The following is a 13,525-nucleotide window of genomic DNA, read 5'->3' on the forward strand; positions in this document are numbered from 1 at the left end:
GCACCAGCCCGACGCTGGACGGACGGTCAGGCACCAGCCACCAGGCCAGCGGCACCAGCGCCGCCGCCGCGGCCGCCACGGTCCAGACCACGCGGGTCCAGTCGCCCGACGAGGCCAGCGCCGCCAGCACCGGCAGGAACACCAGCGTGCCGGTGGCGGAGCTGGCGGTCAACAGGCCCATCATCACGCCGCGGTGCTTGGTGAACCAGCGGTTGACCACGGTGGCGCCCAGCACCACCGCCACCGCGCCCGAACCCAGGCCCGAGAACACGCCCCAGGTCAGCAGCAAATGCCAGGACTCAGTCATGAAGGCGCTGGCGGCGCTGGACGCCGCCATTACGAGGAGGGCGCCGATCAGCACCCGCCGCAAGCCGAAACGCTCCATCGCCGCGGCGGCGAACGGTCCGACCATGCCATACAGGAAGATGCCGACCGCCGCAGCCAGGGAGATAGTGCTGCGGCTCCAGCCAAAGGTCTCTTCCAGCGGCACCAGCAGCACGCTGGGCGAGGAACGTAGGCCGGCGGAAACCAGCAGGGCCAGGAAAATCACCGCGACGACGACAAAAGCGTACTTCTGGCCGGCGCGCCGGAAAGGGATGGGAGGCTGGGCTATACTCATGTTACTGACCGGTACGTATTGGGGTTTGCGAATAGTACGTACCGGTCAGTAACATAGTCAAGCGATTTTTCGTCGCATCCGTCATCCGGAAAAGGAGCCCATCCATGGCCAGCAAGACCTCCGCCGACCGGCCAGCCAAGCCGCCGCTGGCGGCCGATCGCATCCGCAAGACCGCGCGGGAAATGTTCTATCGGGATGGCATCCGGGCGGTGGGTGTGGACGCCATCGTTAGCGAGGCGGGCGTGACCAAGCCCAGCCTGTACCGCAACTTTTCCTCCAAGGACGAGTTGGCGGCGACATATCTGCGCGATTACGACGCCGAGTTCTGGGCGCGTTTTGACGCGGCTTGCGAAGCGCACCCGGGCGACCCTCGCGCCCAGGTTCTGGCCTACCTGACCGGCCTGGCTACGCGCGCGGTGCAAAGCGGATACCGAGGCTGCGGCCTGACGAACGCCGCGGTCGAGTATCCCGAAGCCGGCCATCCTGCGCGCGCCGTGGCGGTGGAGCACAAGGCGGAGCTGCGCCGGCGCCTGGCCGCCATGGCGGCGGAAATGGGGGCAGCCGACCCAGATGCGCTGGGCGATGGCCTGTTGCTGCTGTTCGAGGGCGCCTTCGTCTCCAGCCAGCTTTTCGGTGAAGGCGGACCCGCCGGCCGGGTTGCGCAGATGGCGGACATGCTGATTCAGGCGCATCTCGAAAAGGCCTGATACGGCGGGCCTGCGGGCAATCGCGTCTGGTTAAAGGGAGGATGGCACAAGAAAGGTGCAGGCAGCAGTGCACATGTGCACCATTTTTGGTGTTTGTCCCCATTGCGCAACGCACAAAAAAATGCTTGAGAAATTTATTGCGATGCAGCAAGCACAGGTCTAAGATGGACTCGTGTTGTTCCACATCGCTTTCTCAAGGAGAGAACCATGAGCGATACCGCGCTGAAGAATGCCCGCATGTCGGATGAGCTGGAACGTACCCTGATCCATGACGCCATCATCGCGGAAAGCCTGTCCGGCCATACCTCCGGCTCGCGCTGGCTGCGCCTGAAAGTGCGCCTGGCCGCCTTCGGCGGCGCCGTGGGCGAGGTGTTGCACGACATGGACGCCGGCCGCCGCCAGCACCCCGTGGTCTCCGCCTACCACTGAGCCCCATAGCGGGCAGAAGAAAAACGCCAGCGTCCGCTGGCGTTTTTTATGCCTGCCGATCGCGCCGCATTGCGGCTTCGGCTTCAGACCAGCATGTCCGCCACCAGATAACCGTCCAGCAGCAGGATGCCGACCGTGGCCGCAATCGCCGCCCAGGCCCAGGCGCCCCGCAATACGTACTGGCCCATCAGGCTCTTGCGGCAGGCCAGCAGCACCAGAGGCCCCAGCGCAAACGGCAGCGCCAGGCTCAGGATGACCTGGCTCAACACCAGCAGGCCGTCCGGATCCTGGCCGCCGGTGAATGCCAGCAGGCCGACCGCCGCTGCGCCCGCCACCAGCCGTGTCGCCAGGGCGCGGCGCCGGTCGGACCAGCCGCTGCGGACCTGGAAGCCCTGGGAAAGAATGCGCCCAGCCAGCACGCCGGTGATGGTGGAGCTTTGTCCCGCGGCGTAAAGCGCCACCGCGAAGACGATGGCCGCGCCTACGCCCAGCGTCTGGCCGATCACGGCATGCGCGTCGTCCAGGCTGGAGACGATCAGTCCCGAGCCCGACAGCGAGGCGGCGGCGACGATCATGATGGCGGCGTTGATCAGCATGGCCAGGCCCAGCGACACGATGGTGTCGTTGCGCGCCACGCGCATGGCCAGGTCGCGCGCGTTGGACGGCAGTTGGCGCGCGCGCTGGGCCAGCGAGCCGGAATGCAGGTACAGGTTGTGCGGCATCAGGGTGGCGCCAAGTATGCCCAGCGCGATCAGGAAACCCTGCGGGTCGCGCAGCGCCCGGCCAGTCTGGGTGACGCCGTGCGCCACTTCCGTCCAGGCCGGATTGGCCTTGAATAGCAGGAACACGAAGGACATCGCGACCACCGACAGCAGCAGGGCGATGAAGCGTTCGTGCCGCTCGGCGTTGCCGCGCGTCAGCGCCAGCACGGCGAAGGTGCCGACGCCGGTGACCGCCACGCCCGCGATCAGCGGCAGTCCGAAGAGCAGGCGCAGCGCGATCGCGCCGCCGATGAGTTCAGCCAGGGCGGTCGCCAGGATCGCCGCCTCGCCGGCCAGCCAGGCCGTCCTGGCCAGGCGCGGGGACAGGTGGCGGGCTGTCAGCGTGGCCAGGTCTTCGCCTGTGGCCAGCGCCAGGCGTGACACCAGGATCTGGAAGCCCAGCGCCAGCAGGGCCGAGGTGATCACCACCAACAGCAGGCCATAGCCGAAGCCGCTGCCACCGGCGATGTCGGTGGCCCAGTTGCCCGGATCGATATAGCCCACGGCCACCAGGATGCCGGGGCCGGCGATGCGGCGTAGTCCGGCCGACACCTGCACGTCCTGCGCCAGCGCAGTCCTGCCGCCGGATATCGCGTAGATGAAATGGCTCATGCTCGCTCCTGAGAATGATTCTCATCATCCTCTTAGAGGGGCGGACCGTCAAATTGATTTTGGGCAAGCAGGGGATAGGCCGGCCCAATGGCGCCGCCCTCGACGGACGGGCCACGGGCCGCCACGGGGATCAGGACTTGAGCTTCGCATCCATGGAGATCTTGGCGTTCAGCACCTTGGACACCGGGCAGCCTTTCTCGGCCTTGCGGGCGGCGTCCTCGAAGGCCTGGGCGCTGGCGCCGGGTATGACGGCTTCCACGGTCAAGTGGACGGCCGTGATCGAGAAGCCGTCGTCCACCTTGTCCAGCGTGACCTCGGCCTTGGTGTCCAGGCTTTGCGCGACCATGCCTGCTTCCGCCAGGATGTTGGACAGGGCCATGGTGAAGCAGCCGGCGTGGGCCGCGCCCAGCAACTCTTCGGGGTTGGTGCCCGGGGTATCGCCGAAGCGGGTGTTGAAGCCGTAGGCCTGTTGCTTGAGCGCGCCGCTTTGCGTGGAGATCGTGCCCTTGCCGGTCTTCAGGTCGCCGGACCAGTGGGCGGTTGCGGTTTTCTTCATGCGTGACTCCTGTGGAAGGGCCGCGCCCGTCGCGAGCAGCGGCCGGTGTGGGAGGGCGCGAGCCGCCGGCTGGGGCGGAGCGCATTGCCTGGGTTGGCATGACCGATGATACGGCGGGCGCGGACCTCAGGCGCGGAAAGCGTCTGCGCGCAACGGCAAGTCGATGTAACCGCAGGCCTGGCGCTCCGTCTTCTTGATGCGCGTCGCAAAGGGGCGCGTGACCATAAGGCAAAATATAGGCATCTGCTTCAACCTTGCCGAGAACCGCTGTCATGTCTCTTCATCTCGTCCGCTACGCCTGCGCCGTCGCGCTGGCCGTCCCCGCCTTGTCCGCCCAGGCCGAAATCGTCATCGGCGTGGACGTGTCCACCACCGGCCCGGCCGCCGCCATCGGCATCCAGACCAATAACGCGATCCGCCTGTGGCCCGCCACGCTGGGCGGCGAGCCGGCCCGCTACGTGGTGCTGGACGACGGCACCGACGTCAGCCGGGCGGTGAAGAACATGCGCAAGCTGACCTCGGAAGACAAGGTCGACGCCATCGTCGGCCCCAACACCACGGCAGCGGCGCTGGCGGGCCTGGACGTGCTGGCCGAGACTGGCACGCCCATGATCGCGCTGGCCGCGTCCAGCGTCATCGTCGAGCCGCTGTCGGATCCGAAGCGCGCCTGGGCCTTCAAGATGCCGCAGAACGATTCGCTGATGGCCACCGCGCTGGTCGCGGACATGAAGAAGAAGGGCCTGACGAACGTGGCCTTCATCGGCTTCGCGGATTCCTACGGCGACAGCTGGTGGAAGGAGTTCACCGCCGCCGCCGGGACCGACCTGAAGATCGTGGCGCAGGAGCGTTTCCAGCGCACCGACGCGTCGGTGGTCGGACAGGTGCTGAAGGTCATCGCGGCCAAGCCCGATGCCGTGCTGATCGCCGGCGCCGGCACGCCTTCCGCCTTGCCGCAGAAGACGCTGCTGGAACGCGGCTACACCGGCGCCATCTATCAGACGCACGGCATCGGCACGCTGGAGTTCCTCCAGGTCGGCGGCGCGGACGTGGAAGGGACCTTGTTCCCCACCGGCCCCGGCGTGGTGGCGCGCGAGCTGCCGGACGACAACCCGGTCAAGAAGGTGGCGGTGGCCTTTGCCGACAAGTACGAAGCCCGCTACGGCGCCAACACGCTGACCCAGTTCGCGGGCGACGCCTATGGCGCCTGGATGCTGCTGGACTCGGCGGTGGCGCGGGCGCTCAAAACCGGCGCCAAGCCCGGCACGCCCGAATTCCGCGCGGCGCTGCGCGACGCCCTGGAAAACACGCGCGACCTGGTCGTGCCCAATGGCGTGCTGAACATTTCCAAGGACAACCACCAAGGCTTCGACGAGCGCGCCCGGGTCATGGGCATCGTCAGGAATGGCCGGTTTTCCTACGCGGAATAAGTGGGGACATAGACGTCTACCATTCGTAACTTATCCTGACGCCCCATAGGGTGACGGATCGAACAGCAGGCTGCGGCCTGCTTTTTTCCGGACATATCATTCGTATAGAAATCATTTAATAGCGTATTATTTTTAGTGAATCCATATATCTCGAAATAAATACAGGAGAAACTTCCATGAGCCTGATCCGATCCAGACGTTTGCTGGCCGCCTTGAGCCTGGGGGTGCTGGCGGCATGTTCCGACTCGGGATCCGACAAGGCTGCGCCGGCCGCGAGCGCGCCCGCCGCCACTTCCACCCTGGAAACCGCCAAGGCAGCCGGCAAGATACGCATCGGCTACGCCAATGAAGCGCCTTTCGCCTTCATGGACAGCAAGGAAGCCAAGGTTACGGGCGAGTCCGTGGAGATCGCGCGGGTGGTGCTCAAGCGCATGGGCATCAATGAAGTGGAGGGCGTGTTGACCGAGTTCGGCTCCCTCATTCCGGGCTTGCAGGCCAAGCGTTTCGACATCATCGCGGCCGGCATGTACGTCACGCCCGAACGCTGCCAGCAAGTGGCGTTCTCCGACCCCACCTATGGCGTCGGCCAGTCCTTCCTGGTCAAGCAGGGCAATCCCAAGAACCTGCACAGCTATGAAGACGTGGTGAAGAATCCCGACGCCAAGCTGGGCGTGGTGGTGGGCGCGATCGAAGCGGAGTATGCCTCCAAGATCCAGGTGCCGCCCGCCCAGGTGGTGGTGTTTCCGGACGCGGTCAGCGCGCTGTCCGGCGTGCAGGCCGGGCGCGCCGACGCCTACGCGGCCACGGCGCTCACGGTCAACGACCTGATGGGCAAGACCAACGCCGCCAGCGGCCTGGAAAAGGCCGATCCGTTCAAGGATCCCGTCATCGATGGCAAGGACGTGCGCGGCTACGGCGCCTATGCCTTCCGTTCCGACGACCGGGCCTTTGCCGACGCCTTCAATGCCGAACTGGCCAAGTTCATCGGCACCGAAGAGCACCAGAAGCTGGTTGCGCCTTTCGGCTTCACCCCGCAGGAGCTGCCCAAGGGAGTCACGGCTGCCAAGCTGTGCGCCGGCCAGTAAGGGGGGCGCATGCGCTTGCTATCCGAGCATTTCACCGAACTCGTGCCGCCGCTGCTGCAAGGGCTGGCGGTCACGCTTGAGATCATGGCCGGCGCGGTGGTGCTGGCCGTGCCGCTGGCGCTGGCCGCGGGCATCGGGCGCCTGTCGTCGCTGCGGCCGGTGCGCTGGATCGCGGCGGTCTATGTCGAGGTATTCCGTGGCACCTCGGCCCTGGTGCAGCTGTTCTGGTTCTATTTCGTGCTGCCGCTCTTTGGCGTGCAACTGCCCGCCATGCTGGTGGGCATCGTGGTGCTGGCGCTGAACGCAGGCGCCTATGGCGCCGAAGTGGTGCGCGGCGCGATCCGCGCGGTGCCGCCGGGCCAGCGCGAAGCCGGCATTGCGCTGAACCTGACCCGCGGACAGATCATGCGCCGCATCGTGGTGCCGCAGGCCGTGCCGGCGATGCTGCCGCCGGCCGGCAATCTGCTGATCGAGCTGTTGAAGAACACTGCGCTGGTGTCTCTCGTCACCATCACCGACCTGACCTTCCGCGGCCAGCTGCTGCGCAGCGAGACTTTGCGCACCACCGAGATCTTCACCCTGATGCTGCTGATGTACTTCGCCGTGGCCCTGCTGATCACGGCCGGCGTGCGTCTGCTGGAACGCAAGGTGCGCGTGCGATGAAGCCGGTATTCGATTGGTCATTCGCCCTGGAAATCCTGCCCACGCTGGGCTCCGCGCTGCTCATCACGATCCAGGCCACCTTGCTGGGCATGCTGGTGGCCGTCACGCTCGGCCTGGCGCTGGCGCTGCTGCGGCGTTCGCGCCTGCGCATCGTGTCGCTGCCCACGGCCTTCGTGATCGAGTTCGTGCGCAGCACGCCCTTGCTGGTGCAGATGTACTTCCTGTTCTACGTCCTGCCCCTGAGCGGCTTGCGGTTGTCGCCGCTGGCTACCGGCATCGCGGCGCTGGGCCTGCACTACGCGACCTATTGCGCCGAGGTCTACCGCGCCGGCATCGAGGCGGTGCCGCGCGGCCAATGGGAGGCCGCCACCGCGCTGAACATGTCGCGCTGGCGCACGGCGGTGGGCGTGGTGCTCCCGCAGGCGATTCCACCCGTGGTGCCGGCGCTGGGCAACTACCTGGTGGCGATGTTCAAGGACACGCCGCTGCTGTCGGCGATCACCGTGGTGGAACTGTTGCAGCAGAGCAAGATGATCGGCTCGGCCACGTTCCGCTACACCGAGCCCCTGACCCTGGTGGGTCTGCTGTTCCTGGCGCTGAGCCTGGTGGCGGCTTGGGGCGTGCGCGGCCTGGAAGCCCGCTTGCAACGATATGGAGGAAAGCGATGAGCGCCAGCGTAAGCATCAAGAACCTGCGCAAGCAGTACGGAGATCTGGAGGTGCTGCGCGGCATCAACCTGGAGATACCGTCCGGCCAGACCGTGGCCGTGATCGGCCCTTCGGGTTCGGGCAAGTCCACCCTGCTGCGCGTGCTGATGACGTTGGACCATCCCACCAGCGGTGACATCGAGATCGACGGCGTGCCCATGTGGACCGACGCCCAGGGCCGCCCCGCCGGGTCCAATTCGGAGCACCTGCGCAAGGTGCGCGGCAAGATCGGCATGGTGTTCCAGCACTTCAACCTGTTCCCGCACATGACGGCGCTGGCCAATGCCATGGAGGCGCCGCTGCATGTGCTGGGCATGCCGCGCGCCCAGGCGCGCGAACGCGCCGTGGAATACCTGGAAATGGTCGGCCTGGGCGACAAGCTCGACGTCTATCCGGCGCAGTTGTCGGGCGGGCAGAAGCAGCGCGTGGGCATCGCGCGCGCGCTGGCGATGTGCCCCGACATCATGCTGTTCGACGAGGTGACCTCGGCGCTGGACCCGGAACTGGTGGGCGGCATCCTGCAGATCCTGCGCGACCTGTCGGCCCGGCGCAGCATGACGATGATCATCGTGACCCACCAGATGAAATTCGCCGAACGCAGCTCGGACCGGACCTTGTTCTTCGACGAGGGCAACATCGTCGAGGACGCCGAATCTTCGGTGCTGTTCAGCCAGCCCCAGGAGGCGCGTACGCGCCAGTTCCTGGATTCGGTGATCGAAGGGCAGTAGCGCAGCGCCTGCGGGCGCGCTTGACGCCGGCCGCGGCTGTGGCATTCAGGCCGCCAGCCGGGTTGGGGCGCTATGCTTTGGCATCCCACGCCCCGGAGGCTTCAGCATGTCCCTGCTTTTCAGTCCCACGTCCATCGGCCAGCTGGAACTGGCCAACCGCATCGTCATCGCGCCCATGTGCGAGTACTCGGCAGAGGAAGGCCTGGCCACCGATTGGCACATGATCCATCTGGGCCACCTGGCCTTGTCCGGCGCCGCGCTGCTGTTCGTGGAAGCCACGGCGGTGGAGCCCGACGGACGCATCACGCCAGGAGACCTGGGCCTGTGGTCCGATGAAACCGAGGCCGCCATCGGCCGCGTCGTGGCCGCCATCCGCCGCTATGCGCCCATCAAGCTGGGCATGCAGCTCGGCCACGCGGGCCGCAAGGCTTCCAGCGAAGCGCCCTGGAACGGCGGCCAATTGGTGCCGCCCGAAGCCGGCGGCTGGCAGGGCTGGGCGCCCTCGGCGCTGCCGCACAACGCGTCCGAACCCGCGCCCCATGCGCTGGACGCGGCGGGCCTGGCGCGCATTCGCGACGCTTTCGTGGCCAGCGCCAAACGGGCGGTCCGGCTGGGCTTCGACGCGATCGAGCTGCACGCCGCGCACGGCTATCTGCTGCACCAGTTCCTGTCGCCAGTGTCGAACCGGCGCGATGACGCCTACGGCGGTTCGCTGGCGAACCGCATGCGTTTTCCCCTGGAAGTCTTCCAGGCGCTGCGCGAGGCTACGCCGCCGTCCGTGGCGCTGGGCGTGCGCGTGTCCGCCACCGATTGGGTCGAGGGCGGCTGGGATCTAGAACAGACACTCGCGTTCGCGCAGGTCCTGAAGGAGCGTGGCTGCGAGTTCATCGACGTTTCCAGCGGCGGCGTTTCGTCGCAGCAGAAGATTCCCGTGGGGCCGAACTATCAGGTGCCGTTCGCCGAAGAGATCAAGCGCAAGGTGGGCTTGCCCACCATCACGGTGGGCCTGATCACCGAGGCGCAACAAGCGGAAGACATCCTGGAGAACGGTCAGGCGGACATGGTCGCGCTGGCGCGCGGCATGCTGTATGACCCGCGCTGGCCCTGGCACGCCGCGGCGCAATTGGGCGGCCAGGTCAGCGCGCCGCGCCAATACTGGCGCTCGCAGCCGCGGGATCAGAAGGCGCTGTTCGGCGAAACCCGCTTCGGCCAGCGCTAGGCGAAACCGGCAGGCAAATCCGCGGCCTGCCTGAACCCCGTCTCAGGGCCGCGTGCCGTCGTAGGCGTTTTGCAGCAGGGTCCGCAGGGCCTCGCGTTCCAGCGGGCGGGGATTGGGGTAGGGCGTCTGCAAGGCGATGTCGCAGGCGCGGTCCAGGTCTTGCTCGCGCATGCCGATATCGCGCAGCGCGGTGGGCGCGCCCAGCGAGCGGGCCAGGTCGTACACGCCAGCCGCCGCAGCCGGCGCGCCCAGCGCCGCCGCGATGCGTTCCATGGCTTGCGGCGCGGCCGCGGCGTTGTAGGCCAGGGCGTGGGGCAGCACCACGGTATGGACTTCGGCGTGCGGCAGGTTGAAGCTGCCGCCCAGCGTATGGCAGAGCTTGTGATGCAGCGCCATGCCCACGCTGCCCAGCACCGTACCGCACAACCAGGCGCCGTAGAGCGCGTCGCTGCGCGCCTGCAGCAGGCCGGCGCCGACGGCCCCGGCGTGGATGGCGGGCAGCGCCCGCGCCAGCGCGCGTATGCCTTCCTGCGCCATCAGGTCCATGATGGGATTGCCGTCGCGCGCATACAGGCCTTCGGCCGCATGGGCGATGGCGTTGATGCCGCTGGTCACGCTCATCGGTACGGGCAGGGACAGGCTCAGTTCCGGGTCGTACACCACGCTGCGTGGCAGGACGCGGTCATCCTTGCCGGTTTTCTTCATGCCGGCCTCGGTGATGCCGTAGATCGGCGTCATTTCGGATCCCGCATAAGTGGTGGGCACCGCGATGACCGGGAGGCCGGAGTCCAGCGCGATGGCCTTGCCCAGGCCGATGGTGGAGCCGCCGCCCACGGCCACCGCGCAATCGGCGCCCAGTTCACGCGCCGCCTCCCGCGCCTGGCGCGCGATATCCATGGGCACGTGCATCACGGCCTGGTCGAAGATCCCGGCCACGCGCGCCTCGCCCAGCAGCGCCGCGACCCGTTCGGCCTGCGCGCGCTGCGGCGGCGTGCAAAGCACCAGCGCGCGCCGCAGCCCCAGCGTATCAAGTTCGGCCGCCAGGCCGCCCAGGCTGCCCGGCCCGAAAACCACGCGCTGGGCGCGGCTGGCGTAGATGAAGGATTGCATGGCGTTCCCGGTCAGCATATCGGTCATTGTGCAACGATTCCGCGGCTCTTGATGAGCTGGCCCCAGCGCTGGGATTCGGCCTGCACCAGCCGGTTCATGTCGTCGCGGCCGCCGGCCACCACCTCGAATCCGGATTCGGTGATGCGTCCGGCCACGGCCGGATCGCGCAGCGCCGCGATGGCGGCGTCGGCCAGCTTGTTCAGCGTTGCCGCCGGCGTCTGCGCCGGCGCCACCATGCCCACCCAGGAATAGATCTCGAAGCCCGGATAGCTTTCGGCGATGGCGGGCACGTCCGGCAAGGCGGCGACGCGCTTGGGCGCGGTCACCGCCAGCGCGCGCAGCTTGCCGCTCTGGATATGGGGCAGCACCAGCGGCAGGCTGGCGATAATGGATTCCACGTGTCCGCCCATCAGATCCGACACGGCCGGGCCGCCGCCGCGGTAGGGCGTATGGATGCCGCTGGTGCCCGCGGCCTGGTGGAACATCTCGGCCGCCAGGTGGTTGGAGCTGCCCGCGCCGACCGAGGCGTAGGACACGCTGCCCTTCTTGCCGGCCGCCACGTAATCGGCCAGCGTTTGGTAGGGACCGCTGGCCGTCACCGCCAGCACCATGGGCGAACGCACCATGTACGACACGCCGGTCAGGTCGCGCGCCGTGTCATAGGGCAGCTTGGGATAGATGTGCTGCTCGGTGGCGTAGGAATCAAACACCATTTCCACGGTGTAGCCGTCGGGGGCGGACTTGGCGACCAGCGCCGTGCCTATGGTGCCGCCGGCGCCGCCACGGTTGTCGATGACGACCGTCTGGCCCAGCTTGTCCTGCAGCGCCTGCTGCACCTGGCGCGCCACCCGGTCCACGGTGCCGCCCGCGGCAAAGGGCACCACCACCGTCACCGGCTTGCTGGGGTAGGAATCGGCCAGCGCGGGCAGGGCGGCGGCCCAGGCGCCTGCGGCGAGGGCGGCGCTGGCCAGCAGGACACGGGGAGAACGGTGGGGGGCGGTGATCGGGGGCATGCGGGTCTCCTGGGCTTATCGTCGTTGTATCTGGCCGTCTATCTTTGTCAAAATTGCCAAAGTGCAGCCATGCACGGTATCGTAATTGGCAAATTCCCCAGGAAAGCTGGCGTCACACGCCAAAGCCTTTTGCGCCACACGCACAAATGAAAACCGTCAAATTCGCCGAAAGCCTGTCCATCTTCGTCGACGTCGCCCGCGCGCAGAGCTTTTCCGAGGTGGCCCGCCGCCGCGGCATGGTGGCCTCGTCCGTGGCGCGGCAGATCGGCGCGCTGGAGTCCGAGCTCAAGGTACCGCTGTTCGTGCGTTCCACCCGCGCGCTGATGCCCACCGAGGCCGGCGAGGTGCTCTACGAGCGCGCCGTGAAGATCCTGCACGACATGACCGAGGCGCGCTCCGAAGTCATTTCACTGGAGCAGACCGTGCAGGGCCTGCTGCGCGTCAGCTGCCTGCCCGCGTTCGCGCGGCGCTACGTGGTGCCCATGCTGCAACAGCTGGGCGAGCGCCATCCGCAATTGCAGGTGGAACTGGAACTGACCGAGCGCGTGGTGGATCCGGTGGTCGAACGCATGGACGTGGTGGTGCGGGTGGGGCAGCAGCCCGACAGCAGTCTGATCGGGCAGCGCATCGGCAGCCATCGCTACCTGATCTGCGCCGCTCCCTCATATCTGGAGCGCCATGGCGTGCCGCGCACGCTGGCGGACCTGTCGCGCCATCGCCTCATCGACCGGCGCCACAGCACCAGCGTGCGCGGCTGGCGTGAACTGGGCGATGGCCAGTGGGCGCAGGACGCCAGATTCGTCCTGGAATGCGACGACTGCGACGCGCGCCGGTTCGCGGCGCTGGAAGGGTTGGGCATCGCGCTCATGCCCAACTGGTCCGCGGGCGCGGACATCGGCGCCGGCCGCCTGGTGCAGATGACGCTGCAGGACGCCAGCCCGCCGCCGGAAAGCGGTATTTATCTGCTGCGCGCCATGCCGCGCGCCAATGCGCGCATCCGCGCTTTCACCGAGCAGTTGCGGCGGCAGATCGGTTCGCCTTCCGTGTGGGATACAGCCATCGAAACTGCGCGCGCGGCCTGAGGATCCTGGCTGCCGGCCTGCGCCGTCGTCGGCGGCGGCCGAGTGGTCCCGCTGGCGCGGCGCTTTATTTGGCGTCGTGAAAGATGATGCCCAGCGTGTGCCGCTCGCCCTTGCGCAGCCGGCTCACACCGTGCCGCAGATGGGCGCGGTAATAGCCGCGCCCCGAACGCACCGGCCTGTGGTTGACCGCAAGCACCACGGCATCGCCTTGCCGCAGCGGCACCACGTCGGCCCGGCCGGCCTGCTTGGGATTGCTCTCGGCCAACAGCAGTTCGCCGCCCTCGAAGTCGCGCCCGGGCTGGTCCAGCAGGAAGATGACCTGGAACGGAAAGACGTGATCGCCGTACAGGTCCTGGTGCAGGCAGCAGTAATCGTTCGCCCGATACCGCAGCAGCAGCGGCGTGGGCCGCCGTTGGCCCGCCGCATGGCAGATGTCGCGGAACTCGTCGTGGGTCGCCGGAAAACGCTCCTTGATCCGCATGGCGGCATGCCAGCGGTTGGCGATCGGCGCCAGGCGAGGATAGAGCGACTGCCGCAAGCCTTCGACCGCGTCGGGCAGCGGATAGCCGAAGTACTTGTACTCGCCCCGGCCGAACGCATAGCGCTCCATCACGATGCGGCTGCGAAAGCGCGCTTCGTCGGTGTAGCTGCCCGCGAGTTCCTTGCACTGGGCGGACGTCAGCAGCGCGGGTAGCACGGCGTAGCCGTCGCGTCCGAGAGCGTCTTCGGCGGCAGGCCAGTCCGCCGCGGCAATCCGGGTTTCATGCGGCTCGCGTTGCAGGGTCGATGTGGGCATGGCGCTGGTCG

The 13,525-nt window shown here is 67.5% G+C and carries 15 protein-coding genes; 9 read left to right on the forward strand and 6 right to left on the reverse strand.

The genetic code is table 11. From position 1 onward, the window contains the following. Positions 1 to 619 (reverse strand): MFS transporter (locus WBB14_RS27600; RefSeq protein ID WP_424242579.1); only part of this gene is annotated, 619 nt, incomplete at its 3' end. Positions 620 to 723: 104 nt separating this feature from the next. Here WBB14_RS27600 and WBB14_RS27605 point away from each other — a divergent pair. Both WBB14_RS27605 and WBB14_RS27610 read left to right on the forward strand, forming a co-directional pair. Further along, positions 724 to 1,326, forward strand: coding sequence for a TetR/AcrR family transcriptional regulator (locus WBB14_RS27605; RefSeq protein WP_424242580.1), 603 nt, complete (start codon positions 724 to 726; stop codon positions 1,324 to 1,326). Between the two features lie 207 nt (positions 1,327 to 1,533). Next, entirely contained in the window at positions 1,534 to 1,755 is a 222-nt protein-coding gene (locus tag WBB14_RS27610; protein ID WP_424242581.1) for an XRE family transcriptional regulator, read from the forward strand. A gap of 83 nt (positions 1,756 to 1,838) precedes the next feature. Here WBB14_RS27610 and WBB14_RS27615 read toward each other — a convergent pair whose 3' ends face one another. Both WBB14_RS27615 and WBB14_RS27620 read right to left on the reverse strand, forming a co-directional pair. After that, positions 1,839 to 3,128: an Nramp family divalent metal transporter gene (locus tag WBB14_RS27615; RefSeq protein ID WP_424242582.1), complete on the reverse strand. Its 1,290-nt coding sequence runs from the start codon at positions 3,126 to 3,128 to the stop codon at positions 1,839 to 1,841. Between the two features lie 130 nt (positions 3,129 to 3,258). Continuing rightward, entirely contained in the window at positions 3,259 to 3,684 is a 426-nt protein-coding gene (locus WBB14_RS27620; RefSeq protein ID WP_424242583.1) for an OsmC family protein, read from the reverse strand. 272 nt (positions 3,685 to 3,956) lie between these two features. On the opposite strand from WBB14_RS27620, the gene WBB14_RS27625 reads away from it, so the two are divergent. The 6 genes from WBB14_RS27625 (at position 3,957) to WBB14_RS27650 (ending at position 9,513) form a co-directional block, all read left to right on the forward strand. Next, positions 3,957 to 5,111, forward strand: coding sequence for an ABC transporter substrate-binding protein (locus tag WBB14_RS27625; protein WP_424242584.1), 1,155 nt, complete (start codon positions 3,957 to 3,959; stop codon positions 5,109 to 5,111). Between the two features lie 176 nt (positions 5,112 to 5,287). Continuing rightward, positions 5,288 to 6,196, forward strand: a complete 909-nt coding sequence (gene ehuB, locus WBB14_RS27630) for an ectoine/hydroxyectoine ABC transporter substrate-binding protein EhuB (protein WP_424242585.1) — start codon at positions 5,288 to 5,290, stop codon at positions 6,194 to 6,196. Positions 6,197 to 6,205: 9 nt separating this feature from the next. After that, positions 6,206 to 6,859, forward strand: a complete 654-nt coding sequence (gene ehuC / locus WBB14_RS27635) for an ectoine/hydroxyectoine ABC transporter permease subunit EhuC (protein WP_332015216.1) — start codon at positions 6,206 to 6,208, stop codon at positions 6,857 to 6,859. Beyond that, positions 6,856 to 7,527, forward strand: a complete 672-nt coding sequence (gene ehuD, locus WBB14_RS27640) for an ectoine/hydroxyectoine ABC transporter permease subunit EhuD (RefSeq protein WP_424242586.1) — start codon at positions 6,856 to 6,858, stop codon at positions 7,525 to 7,527. The genes ehuC and ehuD overlap by 4 nt, the downstream gene beginning before the upstream one ends. Further along, the gene (gene ehuA, locus WBB14_RS27645; protein WP_424242587.1) at positions 7,524 to 8,294 is read left to right on the forward strand and encodes an ectoine/hydroxyectoine ABC transporter ATP-binding protein EhuA; all 771 of its coding nucleotides are present in this window, start codon (positions 7,524 to 7,526) and stop codon (positions 8,292 to 8,294) included. Before ehuD ends, ehuA begins: the two co-directional genes overlap by 4 nt. A gap of 106 nt (positions 8,295 to 8,400) precedes the next feature. Then, positions 8,401 to 9,513, forward strand: coding sequence for an NADH:flavin oxidoreductase/NADH oxidase (locus tag WBB14_RS27650; RefSeq protein ID WP_424242588.1), 1,113 nt, complete (start codon positions 8,401 to 8,403; stop codon positions 9,511 to 9,513). Positions 9,514 to 9,555: 42 nt separating this feature from the next. Here WBB14_RS27650 and WBB14_RS27655 read toward each other — a convergent pair whose 3' ends face one another. Next, a complete protein-coding gene (locus WBB14_RS27655) occupies positions 9,556 to 10,650 on the reverse strand; it encodes a maleylacetate reductase (protein ID WP_424242589.1) in 1,095 nt (364 codons plus the stop codon). Further along, positions 10,647 to 11,636: a tripartite tricarboxylate transporter substrate binding protein gene (locus WBB14_RS27660; RefSeq protein WP_424242590.1), complete on the reverse strand. Its 990-nt coding sequence runs from the start codon at positions 11,634 to 11,636 to the stop codon at positions 10,647 to 10,649. Before WBB14_RS27660 ends, WBB14_RS27655 begins: the two co-directional genes overlap by 4 nt. 146 nt (positions 11,637 to 11,782) lie before the next feature. Between WBB14_RS27660 and WBB14_RS27665 the strand changes: the two genes are divergently transcribed. After that, entirely contained in the window at positions 11,783 to 12,718 is a 936-nt protein-coding gene (locus WBB14_RS27665) for a LysR family transcriptional regulator (RefSeq protein WP_424242591.1), read from the forward strand. Positions 12,719 to 12,782: 64 nt separating this feature from the next. Here WBB14_RS27665 and WBB14_RS27670 read toward each other — a convergent pair whose 3' ends face one another. After that, a complete protein-coding gene (locus WBB14_RS27670; RefSeq protein WP_424242592.1) occupies positions 12,783 to 13,514 on the reverse strand; it encodes a 2OG-Fe(II) oxygenase in 732 nt (243 codons plus the stop codon). Between the last annotated feature and the right edge of the window lie 11 nt (positions 13,515 to 13,525).

The organism is Achromobacter sp., assembly GCF_049647645.1.
GTDB lineage: Bacteria > Pseudomonadota > Gammaproteobacteria > Burkholderiales > Burkholderiaceae_B > Achromobacter.

Bases quoted from the DNA above. Each gene is read 5' to 3' on its own strand.
- ehuA (WP_424242587.1), top strand. From the start codon at position 7,524: ATGAGCGCCAGCGTAAGCATCAAGAACCTGCGCAAGCAGTACGGAGAT.
- WBB14_RS27650 (WP_424242588.1), top strand. From the start codon at position 8,401: ATGTCCCTGCTTTTCAGTCCCACGTCCATCGGCCAGCTGGAACTGGCC.
- WBB14_RS27670 (WP_424242592.1), bottom strand. From the start codon at position 13,514: ATGCCCACATCGACCCTGCAACGCGAGCCGCATGAAACCCGGATTGCC.
- WBB14_RS27615 (WP_424242582.1), bottom strand. From the start codon at position 3,128: ATGAGCCATTTCATCTACGCGATATCCGGCGGCAGGACTGCGCTGGCG.
- WBB14_RS27665 (WP_424242591.1), top strand. From the start codon at position 11,783: ATGAAAACCGTCAAATTCGCCGAAAGCCTGTCCATCTTCGTCGACGTC.
- WBB14_RS27610 (WP_424242581.1), top strand. From the start codon at position 1,534: ATGAGCGATACCGCGCTGAAGAATGCCCGCATGTCGGATGAGCTGGAA.
- ehuC (WP_332015216.1), top strand. From the start codon at position 6,206: ATGCGCTTGCTATCCGAGCATTTCACCGAACTCGTGCCGCCGCTGCTG.
- WBB14_RS27605 (WP_424242580.1), top strand. From the start codon at position 724: ATGGCCAGCAAGACCTCCGCCGACCGGCCAGCCAAGCCGCCGCTGGCG.
- WBB14_RS27660 (WP_424242590.1), bottom strand. From the start codon at position 11,636: ATGCCCCCGATCACCGCCCCCCACCGTTCTCCCCGTGTCCTGCTGGCC.
- WBB14_RS27625 (WP_424242584.1), top strand. From the start codon at position 3,957: ATGTCTCTTCATCTCGTCCGCTACGCCTGCGCCGTCGCGCTGGCCGTC.
- ehuB (WP_424242585.1), top strand. From the start codon at position 5,288: ATGAGCCTGATCCGATCCAGACGTTTGCTGGCCGCCTTGAGCCTGGGG.
- WBB14_RS27620 (WP_424242583.1), bottom strand. From the start codon at position 3,684: ATGAAGAAAACCGCAACCGCCCACTGGTCCGGCGACCTGAAGACCGGC.
- WBB14_RS27655 (WP_424242589.1), bottom strand. From the start codon at position 10,650: ATGACCGATATGCTGACCGGGAACGCCATGCAATCCTTCATCTACGCC.
- ehuD (WP_424242586.1), top strand. From the start codon at position 6,856: ATGAAGCCGGTATTCGATTGGTCATTCGCCCTGGAAATCCTGCCCACG.